The following is a 21,454-nucleotide window of genomic DNA, read 5'->3' as shown; positions in this document are numbered from 1 at the left end:
GATTGTATAAGGCGACGAACGGCGAGTCAAACAGGCGCGGCTCAGTAAGGCAGCACCAGCCGCTCGACCTCCTGACCGCTGATGTCGAAGCTGACAATGGCGCGCGGCGGCGCGGCGAGCGTCAACTCGTGGCCCGCGACCTTGAGCTTCTTCTTCGTCGCCCGGTCATCATCATTCAGCAGCGTGATGATGGTGCGCCCGTCGCTTGCGCGCACCGCCCAGTAACTCTGCTGGTCGCCGCCGTGATAATCGAGCAGGTCACCATTCCAGGCGAGCCGTGAATAGAAGCCATAAACGCGGCCCGCCGGCGTCAGGTGCCAGCCGCGATTGAGCGCCTCGCCTTTCAGTCGCTCGTCGGCGAGACCGACGACCGTGACGCGGCCTCGGCGGTTCGCCCAGTAGAGCACCGAATGATAAGGCACGGCGTGAATGTACATGGCTTCGATTTCCGGGCGGCTCAGGACGTCGGCGAGCTTGCGCGCCATCTCCATCGCGTACTTGTTCGTCAGGTGCGGATTGCCTTCGAGGCTCAGGCGGATGTTGAACTCGGTAACCAGATAACGCATGCGCGGCGCAAACGGGCGGACGATCTGGTTAAAGTAATCTACGCTCTTGCCGCGCATGCCGCCTGAGTAGAGATGCAGCACGCCCAGGATGTCCGTGCGGCTCGCAAGATCAATGCGTTTCGTGAGCGCCTGAAGCATGCGCGTGTTCCACACCGTGTCTGTGAGTTTGGTCGGTGTGTTGTTATCGTTGCCGACGGTCAGCGGCAGGGCGAAGCGCACGCCGAGCGGCGTCAATCGCTCAATCACGTCGGCGGCGCGCACCGCATATTCTTCCGGCTGCCACGGGCGGTAATTCAGCCACGGCTCGTTCGACAATTCGACGGCGACGAGCTTCGCTTGCAAGTTGCGACTCAGAAATTTCTGCACCGCATCAAAGGCGGCCTGCGGCCCTTCTTCGACGTTGACGCCAAAGACCGTCGTGAAGTCATGCGCGGCGATGAAGTCGGCGTAGTCGTCGAGCGCGAACCAGGGATATTGATTCGTCAGCTTGTTTTCGGCTTTGACCTGCGCGGTCGCCTGCTCGCCGCGGGCGCTGTAATACCCGTGCGAGCTAAAGCGCAGACTCTTCAAGCCGGCGGCCTTAAACGCCGCGGCCATCTCGTCGCCTTGCTGTTTGTCTTGCCAGGCAGCGATCAGCGGCGAGATGTTATTGGCGAAGTAAAGGTCTGCGCCGAGCGTTGGCGCGCGCTGGCCCGTCGCCTGCGCCGGCGCATTGGCATGGGCTTTCTGGCCCGCTGCCGCCGGCAAAGGAGTTGACTGAGACAGCATCAGCACAGCGCCGCAGAGCAGCACGGCGAGCCGTTGTCTTCTTCCATCTCTGAGTTGCATAATCGAGGTCATCTCTTATGACGCTTGCGACCGTCAGACGCGTTGGTTTCTATTTTCTCGCGGCGCTGCTGGTGGCGCTGCTGGCGGGCCTGCTCTTCTCCGAAAAGCTGCGGCATCAAGCGCATCGCGTCATCGTGAAAGCCGAGATGAGAGTTTCGCGGTGGCGCGGCCACGCGCCGCAACTGGTCTCTCTCGCCGGCAAGGTCGGCGTCGCCGGGGCGCAGATTCAGGCGCTCGATTCACGCTCAGGTTGGGCGGCGCTGAGCGATCAGGCGGGGCGCTTCCTGCTGCTCGATGTCACCTGGTATCCGGGCGCGAGCTATGACCTCATCCTGTCAAGGGACGGCGAAACCGGGAGATTGATTTCCGTTTCGCCACCGCAAGCACCCTGGGAGAATATCATCGAGCTGGGCGACCTGGCGTTTGATGGCGGCAAAGCCGTCACGTTGCGCGACCTGCCCGGCATCACAACGGTTTCCTACGAGGATTATGATGCGGCCAACGGCGCGTTTTACCGCGACCTCTATAATCAGATCACCGCGGGCAAGCAGACCGACGAAGCGATCATCCTTGCGGTCAATGAGTATGTCGCCACCAAGCTCAATTACGACGAAACGCAGTGGGAGATCGGCACGCCGCGTCGCATTCTGGAGAGCGGCTCGCGCTATTGCGGCCACCTTAGCACCGCCATGGCAACGCTGCTGCGCAATGGCAACTATAAGGTGCGCGAGATTCACTTGAGCAATGGGCAGATACCGCCGGGCACGCATGCGGTCGTCGAAGTCTTTTATGGCAACGCGTGGCATATGTACGATCCGACTTACGGAACGGTCTACCGTAACCGCGACGGCGAGGTGGCCAGCTATCGCGAGCTGCGGCTCGATCCCAGCCTGATACACGAAGACCTGTACCAGCGATTTCCTGAGAACTGGCGGCACGACATTGCAGGGCTGTTGCTCACCATCTTTCCCACGGGCCACCATCACTTCTACACCTTCAAAGATCGCCCCTAGTCAGTGATCGAACGCCTGGTCGCTCGGCTGGGGTTTCTGCGGGGCCGTCTGAAATTTGGTGCGCGGTGTTTTGACCGAATACTTCAGCAAGCACCACAGCGCTTTGACGCCGTCGCGCCAGCCGATCTTCTTGCCCTCTTCGTAGGTGCGCCCCGAATACGAGATGCCGACTTCGTAGATGCGCAATCCCATGCGGGCGATCTTCACGGTCACTTCCGGCTCGAAGCCAAAGCGATTCTGCTCCAGGCGGATGGCTTGAATCACTTCGCGCCGGAAGACTTTGTAGCCAGTCTCCATATCGGTCATGTTCAAGTTCGTAAACATATTCGAGATCAGCGTCAGCAGCCGGTTGCCGACCGAATGCCAGAAGAACAGCACGCGGTGTTCTTTGGTCGTCAAAAAGCGCGAGCCGTAGACGACATCGGCTTTGCCTTCGACGAGCGGCTTCAGCAGCACAGGATAATCCGCCGGGTCGTATTCCAGGTCGGCGTCCTGCACCAGCACGTAATCGCCGGTCGCTTCTTGAAAGCCGCGCCTGAGCGCCGCGCCTTTGCCCTGATTCCGCGGTTGCAGAAAAAGGCGCAGGTTCGTGTGCCGCGCCGCGAGTTGCGCAAGCAGGTCGCGCGTGCCGTCGGTCGAGCCGTCATCAACGATGAGCAGTTCTTTAGGCAGGTCTATGGCTTGAACGCGGCGGATGACTTCGGCGATGGTGGCCGCTTCATTGAAGACAGGGATGACGACGGAAAGCTTCATGGGGTCGTGGTTCTCAGCGCCCAGACCGGCGCGCCGCGCAAAGGCGAGTGTAAAAGCGCGGCGGCGGCAAAGTCAATTGATCCTTTGTCATTGGTTCCGAGCGATGCGAGAAAACGGCGCTGCCAGATGACACAATTTGTCGCACGGATGGGCGGCGTCTCCTTTCTAAGCCGAGGCGGCGTGAACCGAAAGGGCGGCTGCGGCCACCGACTTTACCCATTGCGGTAAGCCATTGTCGTCTTTTGCCGGATTTGTGCGAGCGCCGATTCGTATCGCGCAAGGGTCGAAGATTGGCCTTGATCTTGCTTGGTTTTCTTACGTTTGACAAAGGTCCGTGCCTGTGATTTACTAGCACGACTGCAGGTTGATTAGCCCCTGAATTAGTATTAGCTAAGCGATCTCATTTCGTAACTTGATAAGCTCCGGGTCGGAAAAGCGGTGAAGCCTTTGCCCCGATTCCGATGTGAGTAAGCCCCTGCAGCACTAAACAGTTAATCGTCTAGCAGCAACTGCCTCAGACTGAAGCGCTGCCGTGGCGCGGCTGTTCAAGCCGTCCGGCAAGTGGGAACGCAGCAAGTCGCGCAGCAGTTTACGAGCTGGCGTCATTCCATCGCAGGGGTCCCATTTGTGGAGGCAAGTATGATCCGCTTATTCAAATCGGCATCTATTCAATTCTTCGTGCTGACGCTCGGTCTGCTGGCCGCCGCGCAGCCGACTTCGGCCACCACCATCGTGCCGATGGCCGATGACGATATGATCGTCGGCGCCCGCGTCATCGTCACCGGGAAAGTCCTGGGCATCGAAAGCAACTACGACAGCCAGCAGGATCGCATTTATACCTACATCACGGTCAAGGTTCAGGAAGTTCTGAAAGGCCAGATCAGCGAGCGCCGCATCGTCTTGAAAGAGCTTGGCGGGCAAGTCGGCGACCGCGGCCTGACGGTCTGGGGCAATCCGCAGTTCAAGCGCGACGAGCGCGTATTGCTCTACCTCGACACCTGGAAGGACGGCAGCCTGCGCACCTACCAGATGTTTCTCGGCAAATTCACGGTCGTCAAAGACGAAGCCAGCGGGCGCGAATACTACCAGCGCGGCGAATCGGACGAGAATACCTCGCTGCGCCCGCAAGCGCTCGGCAAGCAGTCGCCGCGCACGATCACCGACCGCATGGAGAAGAACAGCTACCTCGCGATGGTGCGCGAGCGGCTGGCGGCCAACCTTGAGCGCTCCGAACAGTTTCAGCAGACCTATTACGCGAATCTGCCTTTGAACGGGCGGCCCGCCGAATACAAGAAGATTGCCGGCCACGGCGACATTCATGCCGAATGGACTTACATCAGCAGCTCGCACCCGCGCTGGTTCGAGCCCGACAGTGGCCAGCCGGTCTCTTTCCTGGTCAATCCCGACGGCGCGCCGAACGCGCAGATCATGGACGACGTCACGGCGGCGATGAACTGCTGGGGCGCGGTTCCCGGCACCTCTTTGCGGATCATCAACGGCGGGACGACGGGCGCTTGCCGCGAAGCCGGTGGCCTCAACCTGATTCTGTTCAACTCCTGTGATGGCCGCTGGTCGGCGGGCACAGGCTGTTCGGGGGTCCTGGCGCTCGGTGGCCTGGGCTGGAACGGCACTACCACAGTCATCGGCGGCGTCACCTACCGACAGGCGCAGGGCGGTTTCATCTCGTTCAACCCGTATGCGAGCTGCTATTTCAACGACCACTGCAATGTGCGCGAGATCACAACCCACGAGATGGGCCATGCGATGGGGCTCGGCCACACGGCCGATCCCAATGGGACGATGTATGCCTACGCGCACTTCGATGGCCGATGCGCCACCGTCATGGATGACGACAAAGCAGGCATCGTGTCGATCTACCCCGGCTCGGGTGGCGGTGGCGGCAGCTTGAGCATCACGACGGCTTCGCTGCCCAGCGGCACAGTCAACACGGCGTACGCGGCAACGCTGCAAGCGACCGGCGGCACACCGCCTTACGCCTGGAGCCTGACGAGCGGCGCGCTGCCGGCGGGATTGTCGCTGAACGCCTTGACCGGCGTCATCAACGGCATACCGACGACCGCAATGACGGCGAACTTCACCGTCCAGGTTCACGATTCGGCAGCCACGCAGGCGACCGCCAGCAAGCCGCTATCGATCACCATCAACTCGGCGGGCGGCGGCGGCGGCGGCGGGACTTACAATGCGCAATTCATTTCGCAGTCGGTGCCGAGCACATTGAGCCCCGGCCAGGTCTTCACCGCGACGATCATCTTCTTGGACAGCGGCACGGCAAACTGGAACGAAGCCGGCATGTACTACCTCGGCTCGCAGAACCCGGCGCTGAATTCGACCTGGGGCGGCAATGGCCTGCCGCTCGACAGCTTGCTGCCGACAGCCGCGGGCCAGCAACTGAACATCACATTCCAGGCGACCGCGCCGACGACGCCCGGCACCTATAACTTCCAGTGGCAGATGTACCGCAATGATAATGTCACGGGCTTTTTCGGCGCGATGTCACCCAACGTCGCCATTAATGTCGGCAGCAGCGCGCCGCCGCATCGCGTGGCGGCTGATCTGGACGGCGACGGCAAGAGCGATGTCAGCTTTTACCGCAACGGGATGTGGGCTTTTTTGCAATCGTCGAAGAATCTCGGCTTCGACAGCAGCACCTACTTCAATTGGGGCGGCAATAGCATGGCGCCCGTCGTCGCGGATTTCGATGGCGACGGCAAAGCCGATCTCGCCTACGTCGTGCCGCCGGCTAACGGCCAGAGCGCGAGCTACGCCATCCTGCTGTCGAGCCACGGCTACAGCTTCGCGGCGGGCCAGCCGCTGTTTGTGCCGGCAGGCTACCCCTCCTTAGGCGACACGCCGGTCGTCGGTGACTTCGACGGTGACGGCAAAGCCGATCCCGGCATCTGGCGCGCCTCGCAAGGCATCTGGATCATCCCGAAATCGTCGGCCAACTATACGTCCTTCATCTTCACCCAGTGGGGCCAGCAGGGCGATATGCCCATCGTTGCCGACATCGATGGGGATGGCAAAGCCGACTTCGGCTACTATCGCAATGGCATATGGGGCTTCTTGAAGTCGTCTGCAAACTACAACACCAACAACGCACAGTTCTTCAATTGGGGCGGCGCTGGATTGCAGCCCATTGCGGGCGACTTTGATGGTGACGGCAAAGCCGACATCGGGTATATGGCGGCGCCTGTAGGCGGCCAGAGCGCGGCCTTTGCGATTCTGCTGTCGAGCCACGGCTACAGCTTCGCGGCGGGCCAGCCGCTGTTTGTGCCGGCAGGCTACCCCTCCTTAGGCGACACGCCGGTCGTCGGTGACTTCGACGGTGACGGCAAAGCCGATCCCGGTATCTGGCGCGCCTCGCAAGGCATCTGGATCATCCCGAAATCGTCGGCCAACTATACGTCCTTCATCTTCACCCAATGGGGCCAGCAGGGCGATGTGGCCCTTCCCAACTGCCTGACCCAGCCTTAGGAGAAGGCAACGAGTGCGAGGCGCGGCGACAGGTCATACCCCTTGTCGCCGCGCCTCGCGCAACGCCCGCGTCGGGCCTGCTTTTCCTCTCTGCTGACCGCGCCACGCGACATTCGATACACTGCATTGCTTTGCTTGTAAAGATAGGATACGCACGCCGCCGGCCGCTCCTCCGCGGCCTTCAAAACCGACTTATTTCTCCGCATCTTGGGCCTATCCGCAACTTCTCCGCTGATGGCACAGCCATTGCTCTAGTAAGAGTGAGCGTTCGACGCAGAAGCCGATAGCTGGCGATGCGGGCAGAGCGTAACTACAAACTGAAGATGGAGGGACACGATGCTTTGGACAATCTTTGTCATTCTTTTAGTGTTGTGGCTGCTCGGCCTGGTCGGCCACGTCGGCGGCGCGCTGATTCACTTGTTGTTGGTTATCGCCGCGGTCGTGTTGATCATCAACCTGCTGAGCGGTCGCCGCACAGTTGTGTGAGCAGACAAACAAAACTGACTTTGGGATAGGCTGGCGCACGGGCCCGTGTCTTTTGACCGGTCTGTGTGCCGGCCTCTTTTTCTGCGCCGACTTCTTCCACTTCTTTACAAACTCTTAACAACCCTGAGCGAAAATGGCGCAACCCGACCAGCGGTGAAGGCGTTATTGATAAGCGCGCCGGCTGATGGTTGAACGCGCGCCTTTGGATTACCATAATGGGTTGGGAGTCGTAGCTATGATGAAGGAGGAAGTAACTATGTATCGCGTCTCCGGCAAGCAACTGGTAGCGATTGCCATGCTCTCGGCACTGTTTGCGGTTCTGGTCATCGTCCTGGCGCAGCGCACGTTGGACAAATCGGGCCGCGGTCTCGGCAGCTTCGGCGCCGGATTGGAGCCGGTCGCCATCGCCGATCCGACCGTCGCCACCGACGAGCAGAACAACATCGAAATCTATCAAGTCTACAGCCCCGGCGTTGTCAATATCACCAGCAAGGTGTATCAGCAAACGCTCTTTGGCATCTACCCTTCGGAAGGCACCGGCTCCGGCTCGGTCATCGATGAGAAAGGCTACATCCTGACCAACTTTCATGTGGTCCAGGGGGCGACGCAACTCGAAGTACAGGTCGAGAACGACAAGTACATGGGCAAGCTGGTCGGCACCGACCGCGACAATGATCTGGCGGTCATCAAGATCGAGCCGCCGCGCGATCACAAGCTGACGGTGATCCGCCTGGGCACCTCGACGGGTTTGAAGGTCGGCCAGAAAGTTTTAGCTATCGGCAATCCGTTCGGCTTGCAGCGAACGCTGACGACCGGCATCATCAGCGGCCTTGAGCGCCCCTTGAACGATCCGGCATCGCGGCGCACGATCAACGGCGCGATTCAGACCGACGCCTCAATCAATCCCGGCAATTCGGGCGGGCCGCTGTTGAACGCCAGAGGCGAGCAGATCGGCATCAACACCGCTATCTACAGCCCGAACGGCGGCGGTTCGGTCGGCATCGGCTTCGCCGTGCCGATAGATGTCGCCAAGAAGATCATTCCCGAGCTGATCAGCAAAGGCTATGTGTCGCGCCCGTGGCTCGGCGTCGGCTCGTTCCCCATCAATGCGCGACTGGCGCGCGCCTTCGAGCTGCCGGTCGCCGAAGGGCTGATGATTAGCAATGTGGTGCGCGGCAGCGGCGCGGCGGTTGCCGGCTTGCGCAGCGCGGCGCTCAACCAGGACGTCTGGGGCAACATCGTGATTCAGCGCATGGGCGACATCATCGTTGGCATAGATGGCAAGAAGGTCGCGAGCAGCGACGATCTGCAAAACGCGCTGCAAGACAAGAAGCCTGGCGAAACCGTTCAGGTCGAAGTCCTGCGCGACGGCAACAACACGACCGTCCCTGTGCGCCTCGGCGAACGCCCGCCACAGGAGCAGTGAAAGGCAAAAGTAAAAAGTAAAAAGGCAAAAGTGGCGGAGCCGAAATAATAGATAGCCTGAGGCTACTTATTTAATCCCCTGCCGACCTTTTGCCTTTTTACTTTTTACTTTTGCCTTCCTGACCGCAGGTCAGCGGTTCTGTTCTTCGCGCAATTCTTTTTGCAGCTTCCGGTATTCTGAAACGGCGGCGTCGTGCTCGGCGGCGGTGCGCGAGAACTTGTGCCGCCCGTCGCGGCTGTTGACGACGAAGTAGAGGTCTTCGGTCTGGTCGGGATTAAGCACGGCTTCGAGCGAAGCGCGGCCCGGCGAAGCGATGGGGCCGGGCGGCAGGCCGCTGACCAGATAGGTGTTGTAAGGGGATTGGCGCTGCCGGTGGCGCGGCTGATTTGGGTTGCCGTCGTAATCGCCGGCCAAAATCGCCGCGTAAATAAAGGTCGGGTCGCTGCCGAGCGGCATGCCGATCTTCAAACGGTTGAAAAAGACCGAGGCCATATGTGGCCGCTCGTCGGGGATTTTCGCTTCGCGCTCGATGATCGAAGCCAGCGTCACGACCTGATGGACGGTGAGGTTCGCCTGGTTGGCGCGCGTGCCCCATTCCGGCGTAAAGACTTCATTGAAGCGATTGACCATGGCGCGAACCAACTCTTCGGCCGTCGTCTTCGTCGTGTAGTTATAGGTGTCCGGGAAGAGATAGCCTTCGAGGTTGCGCGCCTGCGGCGCAATCCGCTGAATCAACGACGTGTCATCCATCAGGCGCAGGAACTCTTCTTTGGTCGCCTTGCCGGTCTTCTCGGCGAGCGTCTCGGCAATGTCAAAGCGGTTATAGCCTTCAGGGATCGTGACGCGCTCAAGAAAGACTTCGCCGCGGCGAATCTTGTCAATCGCCTGCATGGGTGAGATGGGCGAAGCGAACTTGTAATCGCCGGCGCGCAAGCCGCTGCCGTGCCCTGTCACCCGCAAGTAGACCCGTAGCGGGATGGGGTGCTGCACGATGCCGGCTTCGCTGAGCTTGGCGATGACGCCGGCCGCGCCGGTGCCCGGTTCGATGGTGATGATTCGTTCGGCTGACGGATGCTCGACCGGGCGGTTGACGTCCGCGCGCACCCACAGCAAGCCGGCGCCCGCGGCCAGGATAAGCAAGACGAGCAGCAGCAGCGTAAACTTTAACAGCGAAAAGCCGCGCTCGCCGGCGCGCTGTGCGGATGAAGGCGGCGCAGCGCCGGGCGCGATGTTGAGCGGTTCAATCATGGTGATTTGTGGCACGGTTCACTCTTTGCGATGCCGCGAGAAAGTCTTCGAGAATCAGCAGGGCGGCGAATTCATCCGAGCGCGCCCGCCGCGCTTCGCGGTTGAGGCCGCGTTCGATCATCATCTGCTCGGCCTCGTAACTGGTCAGCCGCTCGTCCTGAGTAAAGACCTGGACGGCGAGCCGGGCGCGCAGTCGTTCGACAAAGCGCAGCACGCCGCTTGCCGCATCGCCGATCTGTCCATCCATTCTCAGCGGCAGACCGACGACGACGGCTTCGACTTCGAGGTCTTCGACGAGGGCTTGCAGGCGCGCGAGGTCACGTTCGAGGCTCGTCCTGCGAATCGTTTCGACCGGGCGGGCACTCAGGCCGAGCGCGTCGGAAACAGCGGTGCCGATGCGCTTCGAGCCCAGGTCTATGGCGAGTACTCGCATTGGCAAGAGTATATGAAGCGCATTTGGAGAGTGTCAACGATGGGGACCGGGGGTAGGAAGCAGGAAGCAGGAGGCAGGAGGCAGTTGATCGTTGATTACAACTGATCGTCAAAACAGTTTATACCCTCTGGCTGCCTCCTGCTTCCTGCCTCCTGCCTCCTGACCATTGGCAACTGACCATTGCGCCTGATAGCGGGTCGGGTTATCATGAGTTGGCGGATAAAGCCCACACGAGGAGTACCTGATGCGGTTCAAGACCAAGATCGCGATTGTCGTTTTCTCAACTCTTATCGCCTTCTACGCCATCGTCGGCAGCTTCATGTCGAAGTCGAGCCAGGTCGTGGCGCGCGGCAGTCAGTATGGCCAGATTTCCATCTTTGATGAAGTGCTCAGTCACATCATCCGCGACTACGTCGAGCAGCCTGATCTCGAAAAGGTGCGCATCGGCAGCCTGCGCGGGCTCGCCGAAGGGCTTGACCCGTACAGCGCTTATCTGACGCCGGAGCAGGTCAAGCAGTACGACCCGAAAGCCAGCCGTGCAGAGACCGGCATGATCTTGTCAAAGGTTGGCGGTTACGCCTACGTCGTCGCGGTGCTCAAGGGATCGCCCGCCGACCAGCTTGGCATTCGCGCCGGTGACTTCATCGAATACGTCGGCAAGGTGCCGTCGCGCGACCTCAGCCTCTATGACGTCGAGCAACTGGTCAACGGCCAGGCGGGAACGACGATTGATCTGCGCGTCCTGCATCAGGGCCAATCGCACAAGCTGACGGTGACACGTGCCAAGATCGCCCAGCCCGCCGTCGAGACCCGCATCGAAGAGCCGGGCGTTGGCTACATCAAGGTGACCAGTCTCGCCGACGGCAAGGCCGCGGAAGTGAAATCGGCGGTGAATGATTTGACCGCCAAGGGCGCGCAAAAGATCGTCCTCGATCTGCGCGGCGCCGCCAACGGCAAACTGCAAGAGGGCGTCGCCGTCGCCAACCTCTTCGTCGGCTCCGGCACGCTGGCGCGCACCCTCGGCAAGGGCGACAAAGAGATTCAAAGCTTCACGGCTGACCCGGCGAAGGTCGTCTTCAACGGGCCGCTCGCAGTGGTCATAGACCGCAGCACCTCCGGGCCTGCCGAAGTCGTCGCCGCTGCCGTCCGCGATCAGAAGCGCGGCGAGTTGATTGGCGAGAAGACCTTTGGCACCGGCTCGGATCAGCAGTTGTTCTCGTTGAGCGATGGCGGCGCGCTGTTGCTGACAACGGCGAAGTACGCGCCGGCTTCGGGCAAGGCGTTTATGGAAGAAGGGATCACCCCGACGGTGAAGGTCGAGCGGTTGGCCGAAACCGAAACCATCCTGCCCGACACCGACGACGATGACGACGCCGACAAGCCCGAGCAGCAACAACAGCCGCAGGCCGCGCCGGTCAAGCCGCCAGCGCCGGTCGAAGATGTGCAGTTGAAGAAGGCGTTCGAGATCATCAAGCAGGCCCCGGCCAAAGGCGCTGCCGCGCAGAAGCGCGCCGCCGCCAAAGCCGCGAGCGCGATTGATAGCGCCTACGCCGACCGCCTGGCGACCTAGTCATGTGGCGCAAGGCGGTTAGCTTGCGCAAGACCAGACGCAAGCTGTTAGCTTGCGCCACACGGAAAAGAAAAAGCCGCTCACCGTGAGCGGCTTTTTCTTTTCTCCGATTAACCCTTCATGACGTTCTTCATGACGAACCAGACATTGGCCGGGCGCTCGGCCAGCCGCCGCATAAAGTAGGGATACCACGAGCGCCCATACGGCACATAGACGCGCATTCGATAGCCGTCGGCGACGAGCTGGTCTTGCAGGTCGCGGCGTATGCCATACAACATCTGAAACTCGAACTGGTCGGCATTGATCTTGCGCTCGGCGGCGAACTGGCGAGTTGCCGCGATCATCTTTTCGTCGTGCGTTGCGATGCCGTGGTAGATTCCCGAAGCCAGCAGCTTCTTCATGACAAGGACATAGTTGGCATCCACATCGCGCTTGTCTTGAAAGGCTACCGACGCCGGCTCTTTGTAAGCGCCTTTGCAAAGCCGGATGCGCGCGCCAAGGGCCAGCAGCTCATCAACATCTTTTTCAGTGCGGTAGAGGTACGACTGCACGACGATGCCGACGTTGTCGAATTCGCCGCGCAGGCGGCGAAAGATATCCAGCGTCGCGTCGGTCTTCGGCGAGTCTTCCATATCGATGCGCACGAAGTTGCGATGGCGAGCGGCCGCCTCGACAATCCGCCGCGTGTTGTCGTAGCAGAGCGCCGGACTGACGTCCAGGCCGAGCTGCGTCAGCTTGACCGAGACGTTCGAGTCGAGCGCATGGTCGCTGATGGCTTGCAGCACTTCCGTATACTCTTGCACTTCGGCGCGGGTTTCGGCCTCGGACGAAATGCTTTCGCCGAGGTGGTCGAACGAGGCGCGAATCTGCTTGCGGTTCAACTCGCGAATAGCGGCAACCGCGTCGGCCAGCTCTTCGCCGGCGACGAAGCGGTGCGTGACGTTGTTGAAGGATTTGAAGCGCGTCAGAAAGTTCTTGAATCCCGGACTGTTGGAGAGGTAGAGGAGAATGGATTTGGTCAGCATCGTTTCTCTTATGTCAGGTTTGGACGAACTGGCCTGTGGCCGGCAGCGACCCACGAACGAGGATAAACGACCGCCCGAATGAAATCAACCGGGCCGCCGACAGGCGGCACCCCTTCGGGTTTGCGCCCTTAAAGTTTTGCGGCTGAGTGGCGCGCGTGTATAATCCTGGCAACCGAGTATGGAGCGCGAAGAGATACAAATCTTTCACGACCACCTCAAGCGCGCGCGGCTCAAACGCACGTCGCAACGCGATCTCATTCTCGACGTCTTTCTCGATACTGAAGGCCACGTTTCCAGCGAAGACCTCTATGCCATCGTCAAGGCGAAAGACCCGACAGTCGGCTTCACGACGGTCTATCGCACGCTGAAGCTCCTGAAAGATTGCGGCCTGGCGCGCGAGCTGGAATTCCACGACGGGCGCATGCTCTACGAGCACGAGTACAAGCACACGCACCACGATCACTTGATCTGCACAGAGTGCGGCGCGCTCATCGAGTTCTACAGCGAAGAGATCGAACGACTGCAAGACGAGATCACCCGCCGCTACCGCTTCAAGCCGCTGCGCCACAGCCACCGGATATTCGGCGTCTGCGCCAACTGCCAGCGCGCCCACAAAGTCGCCGAAAAAGCCGCGCGCGGATAGAGCAGTTGCCGCCTGTCAGTTGTCTGCCCCTTCTTCACAATTAGCAATCAAGCGACCGAGTGGCATAATAAAAAGCTCATGGCTCTTCAACCGGCAACTGAGAACCGGCAACCGGCTGCTCCTCTGATCATCGCGCACAGGGGCGCGTCGGGACTGGCGCCTGAAAACACGATGGCGGCGTTTCGCCTTGCCATAGGGCTCGGCGCTGACGGCTTCGAGCTTGATGTTCAGTTATCGGCAGACGGCCAACCCGTGGTCATTCACGACGCGCGTCTCAACCGCACGACCGATCATATGGGAGCCGTCGCCGCCTTGACCGCCGCCGAGCTGGCGGCGAGCGACGCCGGCAGTTGGTTTGCGCGAAGACTGGCGCGGCGACCGCGCACTCGGGCGATGGCGCAAAGTGTGGCAAAGCTCACAAAGGATGACGGCCTGAGCTTTGCCGGCGAATCGGTGCCTGGGCTCGGTGGCGTTCTGGCGATGGCGGCGGCGGCAAACGTTAAGCGCGTCTACATCGAATTGAAAGGCAATCGCCGACAAGACAAACAGTCGTTGCTCGATGCCGTGCTGACGCTTGTCCGGCAGCATAAAATGGAGCGTGCCGTTACCCTGCTGTCATTCGATCATGAAATCGTCAGACGCGCAAAAGCGCAGGCGCGGCGGCTGCGCACCGCCGCGACGTTCGCCATTCCCGGTCGCGGCGAGATGACGGCGCGCACTATCATCAATGCCGTCAAACGCGCCGGCGCTGACGAAGCGGCCCTGCATTACGGGCTGGCAACGCGGCGCATGGTCGCCGCTCTGCACGCCGAAGGCATCGGCGTCGCCGTGTGGACGGTCAACAGCAAACTGCTCATGCGCCGTATGCTGGCGGTCGGTGTTGATGCGATAATGACTAACTACCCGAATCGCCTCGCCGATGTGCTGGCCGCACAGGCCGGCAGGCGTAAGGACGAGCGGGTGAAGTGGCCGAGCAAACGCTGAATGTCTAAACCATCACACATCGCCGAAGAAGCCGACAGCCTGACTCCCGCGCCGCAAGCGCTCGAAAGCGACGCGGCCCAGGGACCGTTCGGCGACGAGATTCAGGCGTTCGTGTCGCGGCCCGAATACAGCATCCGGCGCACGCTGACGGCGCATTGCCGGTTTGAAGCGCACGCGCACGCGGCGTTCACCGTCACGGTGCTGCTTGCCGGGCGCATGCTGGCTTGCGTCGGTGACCAGGAGTTCGTTTTGAGTGCTGGCGATCTGGCCTTCATAGGCGCGGGGCAACTTCACGCCGCAGAGGCCGACGAAGTTGACTTCGTTTCGATTCACATTCAGCCGGCACTCATCAACGAGCTTGCCGCCGAGATGAATGTGACGCGGACGACCGCGGAGATTATCTTTCGCGCCCCGCGCGCGGCGGACGACGCGCTGCTGATGATTGGCCGTCAGGTCGCCGGCGAGGCAGTCAATGAAAAGCCCGGTCACGAAATCATGCTCGACGCGCTGGTGCGCCAGATGGTCATTCACCTGTTGCGCTCACACCTGACGGTGCGCAAGTCTGCGCAGATCGAATTGTCGCGCGTCGGGCCTGTAGACCGCCGCCTGCGGCGCGCGCTTGAGTTCATGCATGGCAACTACGAGCGCGAGCTAGGGCTCGAAGAGATCGCCGCCGCGGCTTACCTGTCGGAGTATCATTTCGCGCGCCTGTTCAAGCAGATCACCGGCGCGACGCCGCACGTTTATCTAGCCAACCTGAGAATCGAGCGCGCCCGCCGCCTGCTCGTTGAAACCTCGCATCCGATCATCGAGATTGCCGCGATGGTCGGCTACCAAAGCCAGAGCCACTTCACCAAGATTTTCAAAGCCGTCACCGGCCTGCCGCCGCGCGCCTATCGCGAGAGCAGCAAGCGGTAGCTCCCTCGCCCGCCTACTGCTTAGCAAGCCGTCGCTAAAAGTGCGCAACATCGCGGCAAGCCTCTGGTCAATTCTCTGATTTAATTCCATCTTGAATACAAGCGCAGACCGGACGTACTGCAAGAAAGGAATTCTTATGTCAAATCAGAAAACTCCCGCCGCTATCGAAGAAGCGAAAGGCAAGCTCGGCGTGTTGCTCGTCGGACTCGGAGCCGTCTCGACGACCTTTATCGCCGGTGTCGCGGCTATCAAGAAAGGCATCGCCGAGCCCATCGGCTCGCTCACACAGATGGGCACCATCCGCCTCGGCAAGCGCACAGATAATCGCGTGCCGCTGGTCAAAGACTTCGTGCCGCTCGCCTCGCTCAACGATCTCGTCTTCGGGGCGTGGGACATCTTCGAGGAAGACGCTTATGAGGCGGCGCTGCACGCCGGCGTCCTCGAACGCGACCTCATCAATCAGATCAAAGAAGAGCTGCAAGCCGTCCGCCCGATGAAGGCGGTCTTCGATCAGCGCTACGTCAAGCGGCTGAACGGCACACACGTCAAGCAGGGCGCGAATAAGATGGAGATGGCCGAGCAGTTGATGGCCGACATCGAGGAGTTCAAGCGCAAGAACGAGTGCGACCGCCTGGTCATGGTCTGGTGCGCGTCTACGGAAATCTTCATGACCTGCACCGAAGAGCATAATGATCTGGCGTCGTTTGAAAAAGCGCTGCGCGACAACAATTCCTGTATCGCGCCTTCGATGATCTACGCCTACGCGGCGCTGAAATCTGACGTGCCGTTCGCCAACGGCGCGCCGAACCTGACCGTAGACGTGCCGGCGCTGACGAAGCTGGCGCAGGACGCCGGCCTGCCGATCTGCGGCAAAGATTTCAAGACCGGCCAGACCTTGATGAAGACCATGATTGCGCCGGGACTCAAAGCGCGCTTGATCGGTCTGCACGGCTGGTTTTCGACCAACATCCTCGGCAACCGCGACGGCGAAGTATTGGACGATCCCGAATCGTTCAAGACCAAAGAAGAGTCGAAGCTTTCGGTGCTCGAATACATCCTTCAGCCCGATGTCTACCCGACGCTTTACAAAGATTTCAGCCACATCGTGCGGATCAACTACTACCCGCCGCGCGGCGACAACAAAGAAGGCTGGGACAACATAGACATCTTCGGCTGGCTCGGCTACCCGATGCAGATCAAGGTAGATTTTCTCTGCCGCGATTCCATTCTGGCCGCGCCGATTGTCTTAGACCTGGCGCTGTTCATGGATCTGGCGCATCGCGCCGGCATGCGCGGCATTCAGGAGTGGCTGTCGTTCTACTTCAAGAGCCCGATGACTGCGCCGGGCCTCTACCCTGAGCATGACCTGTTCATTCAGTTGATGAAGCTCAAGAACACCCTGCGCCACTTGAAGGGTGAAGAGTTGATCACCCACCTCGGCCTTGAGTATTACGACTAGCGCGGGTCGCGAATCCGTCTGCCATTGCCACGAAGGCACCAAGACACCAAGGGACACGAAGTGTATAGTGATTCCTGATGTCTTGGTGCCTTCGTGGCAATTTCGCTAGAGGTGATTGATGAAATCTCAGAATCGGGCCTTTCAATGTGCCGCCATCGCCCTGCTGATTCTGCTGCCGGCGCTGCTCCCTTCCCCAGGCCGCTCACAGCCGCAGAGCGCGCCCGCGACGCACACCCAGGTGGTGATGCTCGGCACTGGCAACCCGGCGGCCAACCCTGACCGCTTCGGCCCCGCGGTCGCCATCGTTGTCAACAACACGCCGTACCTGGTTGACTTCGGCCCCGGCGTCGTGCGGCGCACGGCGGCCGCCGTGCGCAAGGGGGTAGCGGGCCTGGCGGTTGCGAATCTCAAGATCGCCTTCGCCACTCACTTGCATTCGGATCACACGCTCGGTTATGCCGACCTCATCCTTTCGCCGTGGGTACTGGGCCGAAAAGAGCCGCTCGAAGTCTACGGCCCGAAGGGCATCAAGGCGATGACCGATCATCTGCTCGCCGCCTACAAAGAAGACATTGACATCCGCACCAACGGGTTGGAGAAAGGCAACCGCACCGGCTACAAGGTGAACGTGCATGAGATTAAGCCGGGCGTCGTCTACAAAGACCAGAACGTCACCGTCAAAGCGTTCCTGGTGCATCACGGCTCGTGGCCCGAAGCTTACGGTTATCGCTTCGAAACGCCCGACCGGGTGATCGTCATCTCGGGCGACTGCGCGCCCTCTGCGAGCGTCATCGAGAACTGCAATGGCTGCGACGTCCTGCTGCACGAGGTCTACACGCAGCAAGGCTATGACAAGAGCAGCGAGGCTTGGCGGCAGTACATCACCCACTTTCACACCTCTACAAAAGAGCTGGCCGAGCTGGCGACAAAGGCGAGGCCCGCTCTGCTCGTGCTCTACCACCAGATGTTTTTCGGCGGCGAGCAGGACACCGACGAAGGCTTGCTCAAAGAGATGCGCGAGCATTATCGCGGCAAGCTCGCTTCGGCTAGCGACCTGGACATTTATTAGTGCGCGGCGGCGCGGCATCCGGGCAGGGCCACGAATCGCGTTTGCAATTTCAGAGCGCGGGATTATGATGTGGGCGTTATGAAAAGACTGCTCGCCTCGTTCTGCTTGCTCTTTCTCGTCAACTTGACCGGCAGCGCCATTGACCTCGCGGGGCTTGAGCCCATCGGCGCGGTGGGCAGCTTCACCCGGTCGGCAAACGGCGTGCTGATCAACTGCGCCGATGGCTCGCAGGTGCAGGTCACGGTGCTGGCGGCTGATCTCGTCCGCGTGCGCGCTTCGTTTAAGAAGCCGCTGCCGGCGCGCGATCATTCGTGGGCGATTGCCCGTGCGAGTTGGGACGCCACGCGCTGGAACCTCAGTGAGCAAGCGGGTGCGATCATCATCACTACAGACGAGCTTGAAGTCGTCATCCGCCGCGCGCCGCTTACGGTCGAATTCCGCGACAGCAAAACTCACGAGCTGATCAACGGCGATTTCAAGCCGATGATGCATGACCCGAAGAGCGCCACGGTTGCCGCCGCCAAACGGCTCGGCTACGAAGAGCGCTTCTACGGGCTGGGCGAAAAAGCCGCGCCGCTCGACAAACGGCGCGGCCAGTTCACCAACTGGAACTCCGACACCCCGGCCTACAAAGAAGGCACCGACCCGATCTATCAAACGATTCCCTTCTACATCGGCCTGGAAAACGGGCGCGCTTACGGCATCTTCTTCGACAACAGCTACCGCTCGCATTTCGACTTTGGCGCGTCGTCGCAGGAATACATCGCATGGTCAGCCGAAGGCGGCGAGATGAACTATTACTTCTTCAACGGCCCGTCGATGCAGAAGATCATCAGCCGCTACACAGACCTGACGGGCCGCATGCCGATGCAGCCGATGTGGGCGCTCGGCCATCAGCAATCGCGCTGGAGCTATTATCCGCAAGCGGTCGCCGAATACATCGTCCGCCGCTACCGCGAGGAAGACTTGCCGCTTGATGTGCTGTACCTCGACATCCACTACATGCAGGGCTACCGCGTTTTCACCTGGGACACCTCGCGCTATCCCGACCCGAAAGCTTTCACCGACAAGCTCAGACAGCAAGGCGTCAAGGTGATTCCCATCGTCGATCCCGGCGTCAAGTACCAGCCGCCGGCCAAAGGCGCGACCGACGCGGCGGCTGCGCCCGAGCTGACGTCGCAAGACAAGAGCTACTACGTCTACAACCAGGGGGTGGCGAAAGATTATTTTGTGCGTCGCAAGAACGGCGACCTGTATGTCGGCGAGGTGTGGCCGGGCAAAGCGGTCTTCACGGACTTCACCCGCGAAGACGTGCGGCGCTGGTGGGGCGACCTGTTTCGCGCCTACACGGACAACGGCGTCGCCGGCATCTGGACAGACATGAACGAGCCGTCGGACTTCGTTGATAAGTCCGGCGAATCGCAAACCGACCTGATATTTGACGACGAAGGCGAGCGCTCGCTCTACGGCAAGAACCGCAACGTCTTCGCGCTGCTGATGGCGCGCGCCACTTATGAAGGGCTGCTGCGCTTACAGCCAAACCTGCGCCCCTATGTCATCACGCGCGCCGGTTACGCGGGCTATCAGCGCTACTCGACGATGTGGACGGGCGACAACACGGCGACGTGGGAGACTTTGCAGTTGAGCATCCCGATGTATACGACGATGGGGTTGTCGGGCGTGCCGTTCATCGGCGGCGATGTCGGCGGCTTCATCGGACGGACGAATGCCGAGCTGCTGACGCGCTGGTACGAGGCGGGATTCCTCGCGCCGATGCTGCGCAATCATCAGCAGATCGACACCTACGATCACGAGCCGTGGCGCTTCGGCAAGGCTTACGAAGACATCATTCGCAAGTACCTGAAGCTGCGCTACCGGCTGCTGCCCTTCCTCTACACCCAGCTCGAAGACGCGCACCGCACGGGGCTGCCCATCTTCCGCCCGCTGGTCTTGAATTATCAGAACGACGCCAATGTGCTGTCGCTGGACGACGAATTCATGATCGGCACAGACTTGCTGGTCGCGCCGGTGATGAAGCCCGATATGACCAGCCGCCGGGTTTACCTGCCCGAAGGCGAATGGGTTGATTATTGGACAAACAAGCGATTCAAGGGCGGCGCGCTGATTCAAGCCGACGCGCCGATTGACCTGGTGCCGATGTACGTGCGCGCCGGCGCGGTGATTCCGATGGGGCCAGAGATGAACTATGTCGGCGAGAAGCCGTTCGACCCGCTGACGCTCACGATCTATCCCGACACCAAAGGCGAGGCGGTGGCGAGCGTGTATGAAGACGATGGCGCGACACAAGCCTACAGGCAAGGCGCTTTTCGCCGCACACAGGTGAGCGCCACGCGGTCAGGCGCAGGAATGCAGATCAAGCTCAGCGCCCCGGAAGGCAGCTATAACGCCGGCGCGCGCGGCATTACGTTGATCGTGAAATCGGCTCCGAGAGCCGCATCGGTGTCGCTCGACGGCAAACCGCTGGCGGCGATCACGGCCGGCGGGCGCGGCGCCGGCTGGACGAAGGCGGCTGATGAGCTGGTTATTCATATCGCCGACGATGGCCGGGCGCACAGCGTACAGATAAGATAAAAGCGGCGACGTAAAAAAACCTTGACCTTTGCCGCCTGTCAGTGTTCACTATTGTCTAAGCGATTTGCCCCCTGCTGATTAATTATCCAAGCAAGCGGAGGTTGTAGCCCATGGACCGCAATGAGATGGGGCAGGCTGTTGCCGAACGTATCCGGGCGCAGAGCGCCGGACTGAAGCAGATGTGGCGCGAAGCGCAGCCGGTCAAGCATTTCTTCATCGATGACCTGCTGCCGGCAAATGACGCCATGAAGATCAGCCGCAGCTTCCCAGACCCTGACCAGCTCAGTTTGAAATCTTCGCTGCGCGAGCGCAAGCGCACGGGCGTCGAAGTCAATCGCTACGCCTCGTGCATCGGCGAATGCCTGTTCGCCTTTCAACACCCGCAGGTGATCGAAGCCATCGCCGAGATCACCGGGCTTGAGGGGCTTGAGGCCGATCCGTCGCTTTATGCGTCCGGCGTTTCGCTGATGGGCAAAGGCGATTTCCTCAACCCGCACATAGACAATTCGCATGACGGCGACCGCGCCAGATATCGCCTGTTGAACCTGTTGTTTTATGTGTCGCCGGACTGGCAGTTGGAGAATGGCGGCAACCTGGAGCTATGGGACGAGAAGATTCGCCAGCCGCATACCGTCCTTTCACGGTTCAATCGGCTGGTCGTCATGCTGACCAACCGCACAAGCTGGCACTCGGTCAATCAGGTGCGGGTTGATGCGCCGCGGCTCTGCGTGTCGAATTACTATTTCGCGCTGAAACCCGCAAGCGAGAGGGCTTACCTGAACGTCACGACCTTTGCCGGGCGTCCGGAAGAGATCATCAAACGGCCTTTGTTGAAGCTCGATGCCGCAGTGCTCAACGCCCTCGGCAAGACCTTCCCGCAACTCACCAAAATGACCCGGCACCGCCTGAAGGGGAATTGACGCCATCGCTTCGATTGATCGTGCGG

At 60.7% G+C, this 21,454-nt stretch carries 17 protein-coding genes; 12 read left to right on the top strand and 5 right to left on the bottom strand.

Translation table 11 applies throughout. From position 1 onward, the window contains the following. Nucleotides 1-41 precede the first annotated feature (41 nt). Nucleotides 42-1,394, bottom strand: a complete 1,353-nt coding sequence (locus VJ464_09135) for a hypothetical protein (protein HKQ05282.1) — start codon at nucleotides 1,392-1,394, stop codon at nucleotides 42-44. Between the two features lie 17 nt (nucleotides 1,395-1,411). On the opposite strand from VJ464_09135, the gene VJ464_09130 reads away from it, so the two are divergent. Beyond that, entirely contained in the window at nucleotides 1,412-2,407 is a 996-nt protein-coding gene (locus tag VJ464_09130; GenBank protein ID HKQ05281.1) for a transglutaminase-like domain-containing protein, read from the top strand. Here the strand turns inward: VJ464_09130 and VJ464_09125 are convergent, their stop codons facing one another. After that, nucleotides 2,408-3,160: a glycosyltransferase family 2 protein gene (locus tag VJ464_09125; GenBank protein HKQ05280.1), complete on the bottom strand. Its 753-nt coding sequence runs from the start codon at nucleotides 3,158-3,160 to the stop codon at nucleotides 2,408-2,410. It lies immediately after the preceding gene. Nucleotides 3,161-3,799: 639 nt separating this feature from the next. On the opposite strand from VJ464_09125, the gene VJ464_09120 reads away from it, so the two are divergent. From VJ464_09120 to VJ464_09110, 3 genes are all read left to right on the top strand, one after another. After that, nucleotides 3,800-6,655, top strand: a complete 2,856-nt coding sequence (locus VJ464_09120) for an FG-GAP-like repeat-containing protein (GenBank protein HKQ05279.1) — start codon at nucleotides 3,800-3,802, stop codon at nucleotides 6,653-6,655. 336 nt (nucleotides 6,656-6,991) lie between these two features. Then, entirely contained in the window at nucleotides 6,992-7,141 is a 150-nt protein-coding gene (locus VJ464_09115; GenBank protein HKQ05278.1) for a lmo0937 family membrane protein, read from the top strand. Nucleotides 7,142-7,376: 235 nt separating this feature from the next. Next, a complete protein-coding gene (locus VJ464_09110; GenBank protein ID HKQ05277.1) occupies nucleotides 7,377-8,567 on the top strand; it encodes a trypsin-like peptidase domain-containing protein in 1,191 nt (396 codons plus the stop codon). A 129-nt stretch (nucleotides 8,568-8,696) separates the two neighbouring features. On the opposite strand, the gene mltG is transcribed toward VJ464_09110, so the two are convergent. Further along, nucleotides 8,697-9,830: an endolytic transglycosylase MltG gene (gene mltG, locus VJ464_09105; GenBank protein ID HKQ05276.1), complete on the bottom strand. Its 1,134-nt coding sequence runs from the start codon at nucleotides 9,828-9,830 to the stop codon at nucleotides 8,697-8,699. Continuing rightward, the gene (gene ruvX / locus VJ464_09100) at nucleotides 9,808-10,248 is read right to left on the bottom strand and encodes a Holliday junction resolvase RuvX (GenBank protein HKQ05275.1); all 441 of its coding nucleotides are present in this window, start codon (nucleotides 10,246-10,248) and stop codon (nucleotides 9,808-9,810) included. Before ruvX ends, mltG begins: the two co-directional genes overlap by 23 nt. 244 nt (nucleotides 10,249-10,492) lie before the next feature. Between ruvX and VJ464_09095 the strand changes: the two genes are divergently transcribed. After that, nucleotides 10,493-11,818 (top strand): S41 family peptidase, encoded by a 1,326-nt coding sequence (locus VJ464_09095; GenBank protein HKQ05274.1) that lies wholly within the window; start codon nucleotides 10,493-10,495, stop codon nucleotides 11,816-11,818. Nucleotides 11,819-11,928: 110 nt separating this feature from the next. On the opposite strand, the gene VJ464_09090 is transcribed toward VJ464_09095, so the two are convergent. Then, complete coding sequence (locus VJ464_09090) at nucleotides 11,929-12,843, bottom strand: proline dehydrogenase family protein (protein HKQ05273.1); 915 nt, start codon at nucleotides 12,841-12,843, stop codon at nucleotides 11,929-11,931. A gap of 178 nt (nucleotides 12,844-13,021) precedes the next feature. On the opposite strand from VJ464_09090, the gene VJ464_09085 reads away from it, so the two are divergent. The 7 genes from VJ464_09085 (at nucleotide 13,022) to VJ464_09055 (ending at nucleotide 21,428) form a co-directional block, all read left to right on the top strand. Then, the gene (locus VJ464_09085; protein HKQ05272.1) at nucleotides 13,022-13,486 is read left to right on the top strand and encodes a transcriptional repressor; all 465 of its coding nucleotides are present in this window, start codon (nucleotides 13,022-13,024) and stop codon (nucleotides 13,484-13,486) included. 78 nt (nucleotides 13,487-13,564) lie between these two features. Next, nucleotides 13,565-14,470, top strand: coding sequence for a glycerophosphodiester phosphodiesterase (locus tag VJ464_09080; protein ID HKQ05271.1), 906 nt, complete (start codon nucleotides 13,565-13,567; stop codon nucleotides 14,468-14,470). Further along, entirely contained in the window at nucleotides 14,471-15,388 is a 918-nt protein-coding gene (locus VJ464_09075; protein HKQ05270.1) for a helix-turn-helix domain-containing protein, read from the top strand. It begins immediately after the preceding gene. Nucleotides 15,389-15,524: 136 nt separating this feature from the next. Beyond that, complete coding sequence (locus tag VJ464_09070; GenBank protein HKQ05269.1) at nucleotides 15,525-16,847, top strand: inositol-3-phosphate synthase; 1,323 nt, start codon at nucleotides 15,525-15,527, stop codon at nucleotides 16,845-16,847. Between the two features lie 118 nt (nucleotides 16,848-16,965). Next, a complete protein-coding gene (locus tag VJ464_09065; GenBank protein ID HKQ05268.1) occupies nucleotides 16,966-17,916 on the top strand; it encodes an MBL fold metallo-hydrolase in 951 nt (316 codons plus the stop codon). A 78-nt stretch (nucleotides 17,917-17,994) separates the two neighbouring features. Next, entirely contained in the window at nucleotides 17,995-20,508 is a 2,514-nt protein-coding gene (locus VJ464_09060) for a TIM-barrel domain-containing protein (GenBank protein ID HKQ05267.1), read from the top strand. A 110-nt stretch (nucleotides 20,509-20,618) separates the two neighbouring features. Further along, entirely contained in the window at nucleotides 20,619-21,428 is an 810-nt protein-coding gene (locus VJ464_09055; protein ID HKQ05266.1) for a 2OG-Fe(II) oxygenase, read from the top strand. Nucleotides 21,429-21,454 lie beyond the last annotated feature (26 nt).

The organism is Blastocatellia bacterium, assembly GCA_035275065.1.
Taxonomy (GTDB): Bacteria; Acidobacteriota; Blastocatellia; order UBA7656; family UBA7656; genus DATENM01.
This window is presented reverse-complemented; position numbering and strand designations above follow the sequence as displayed.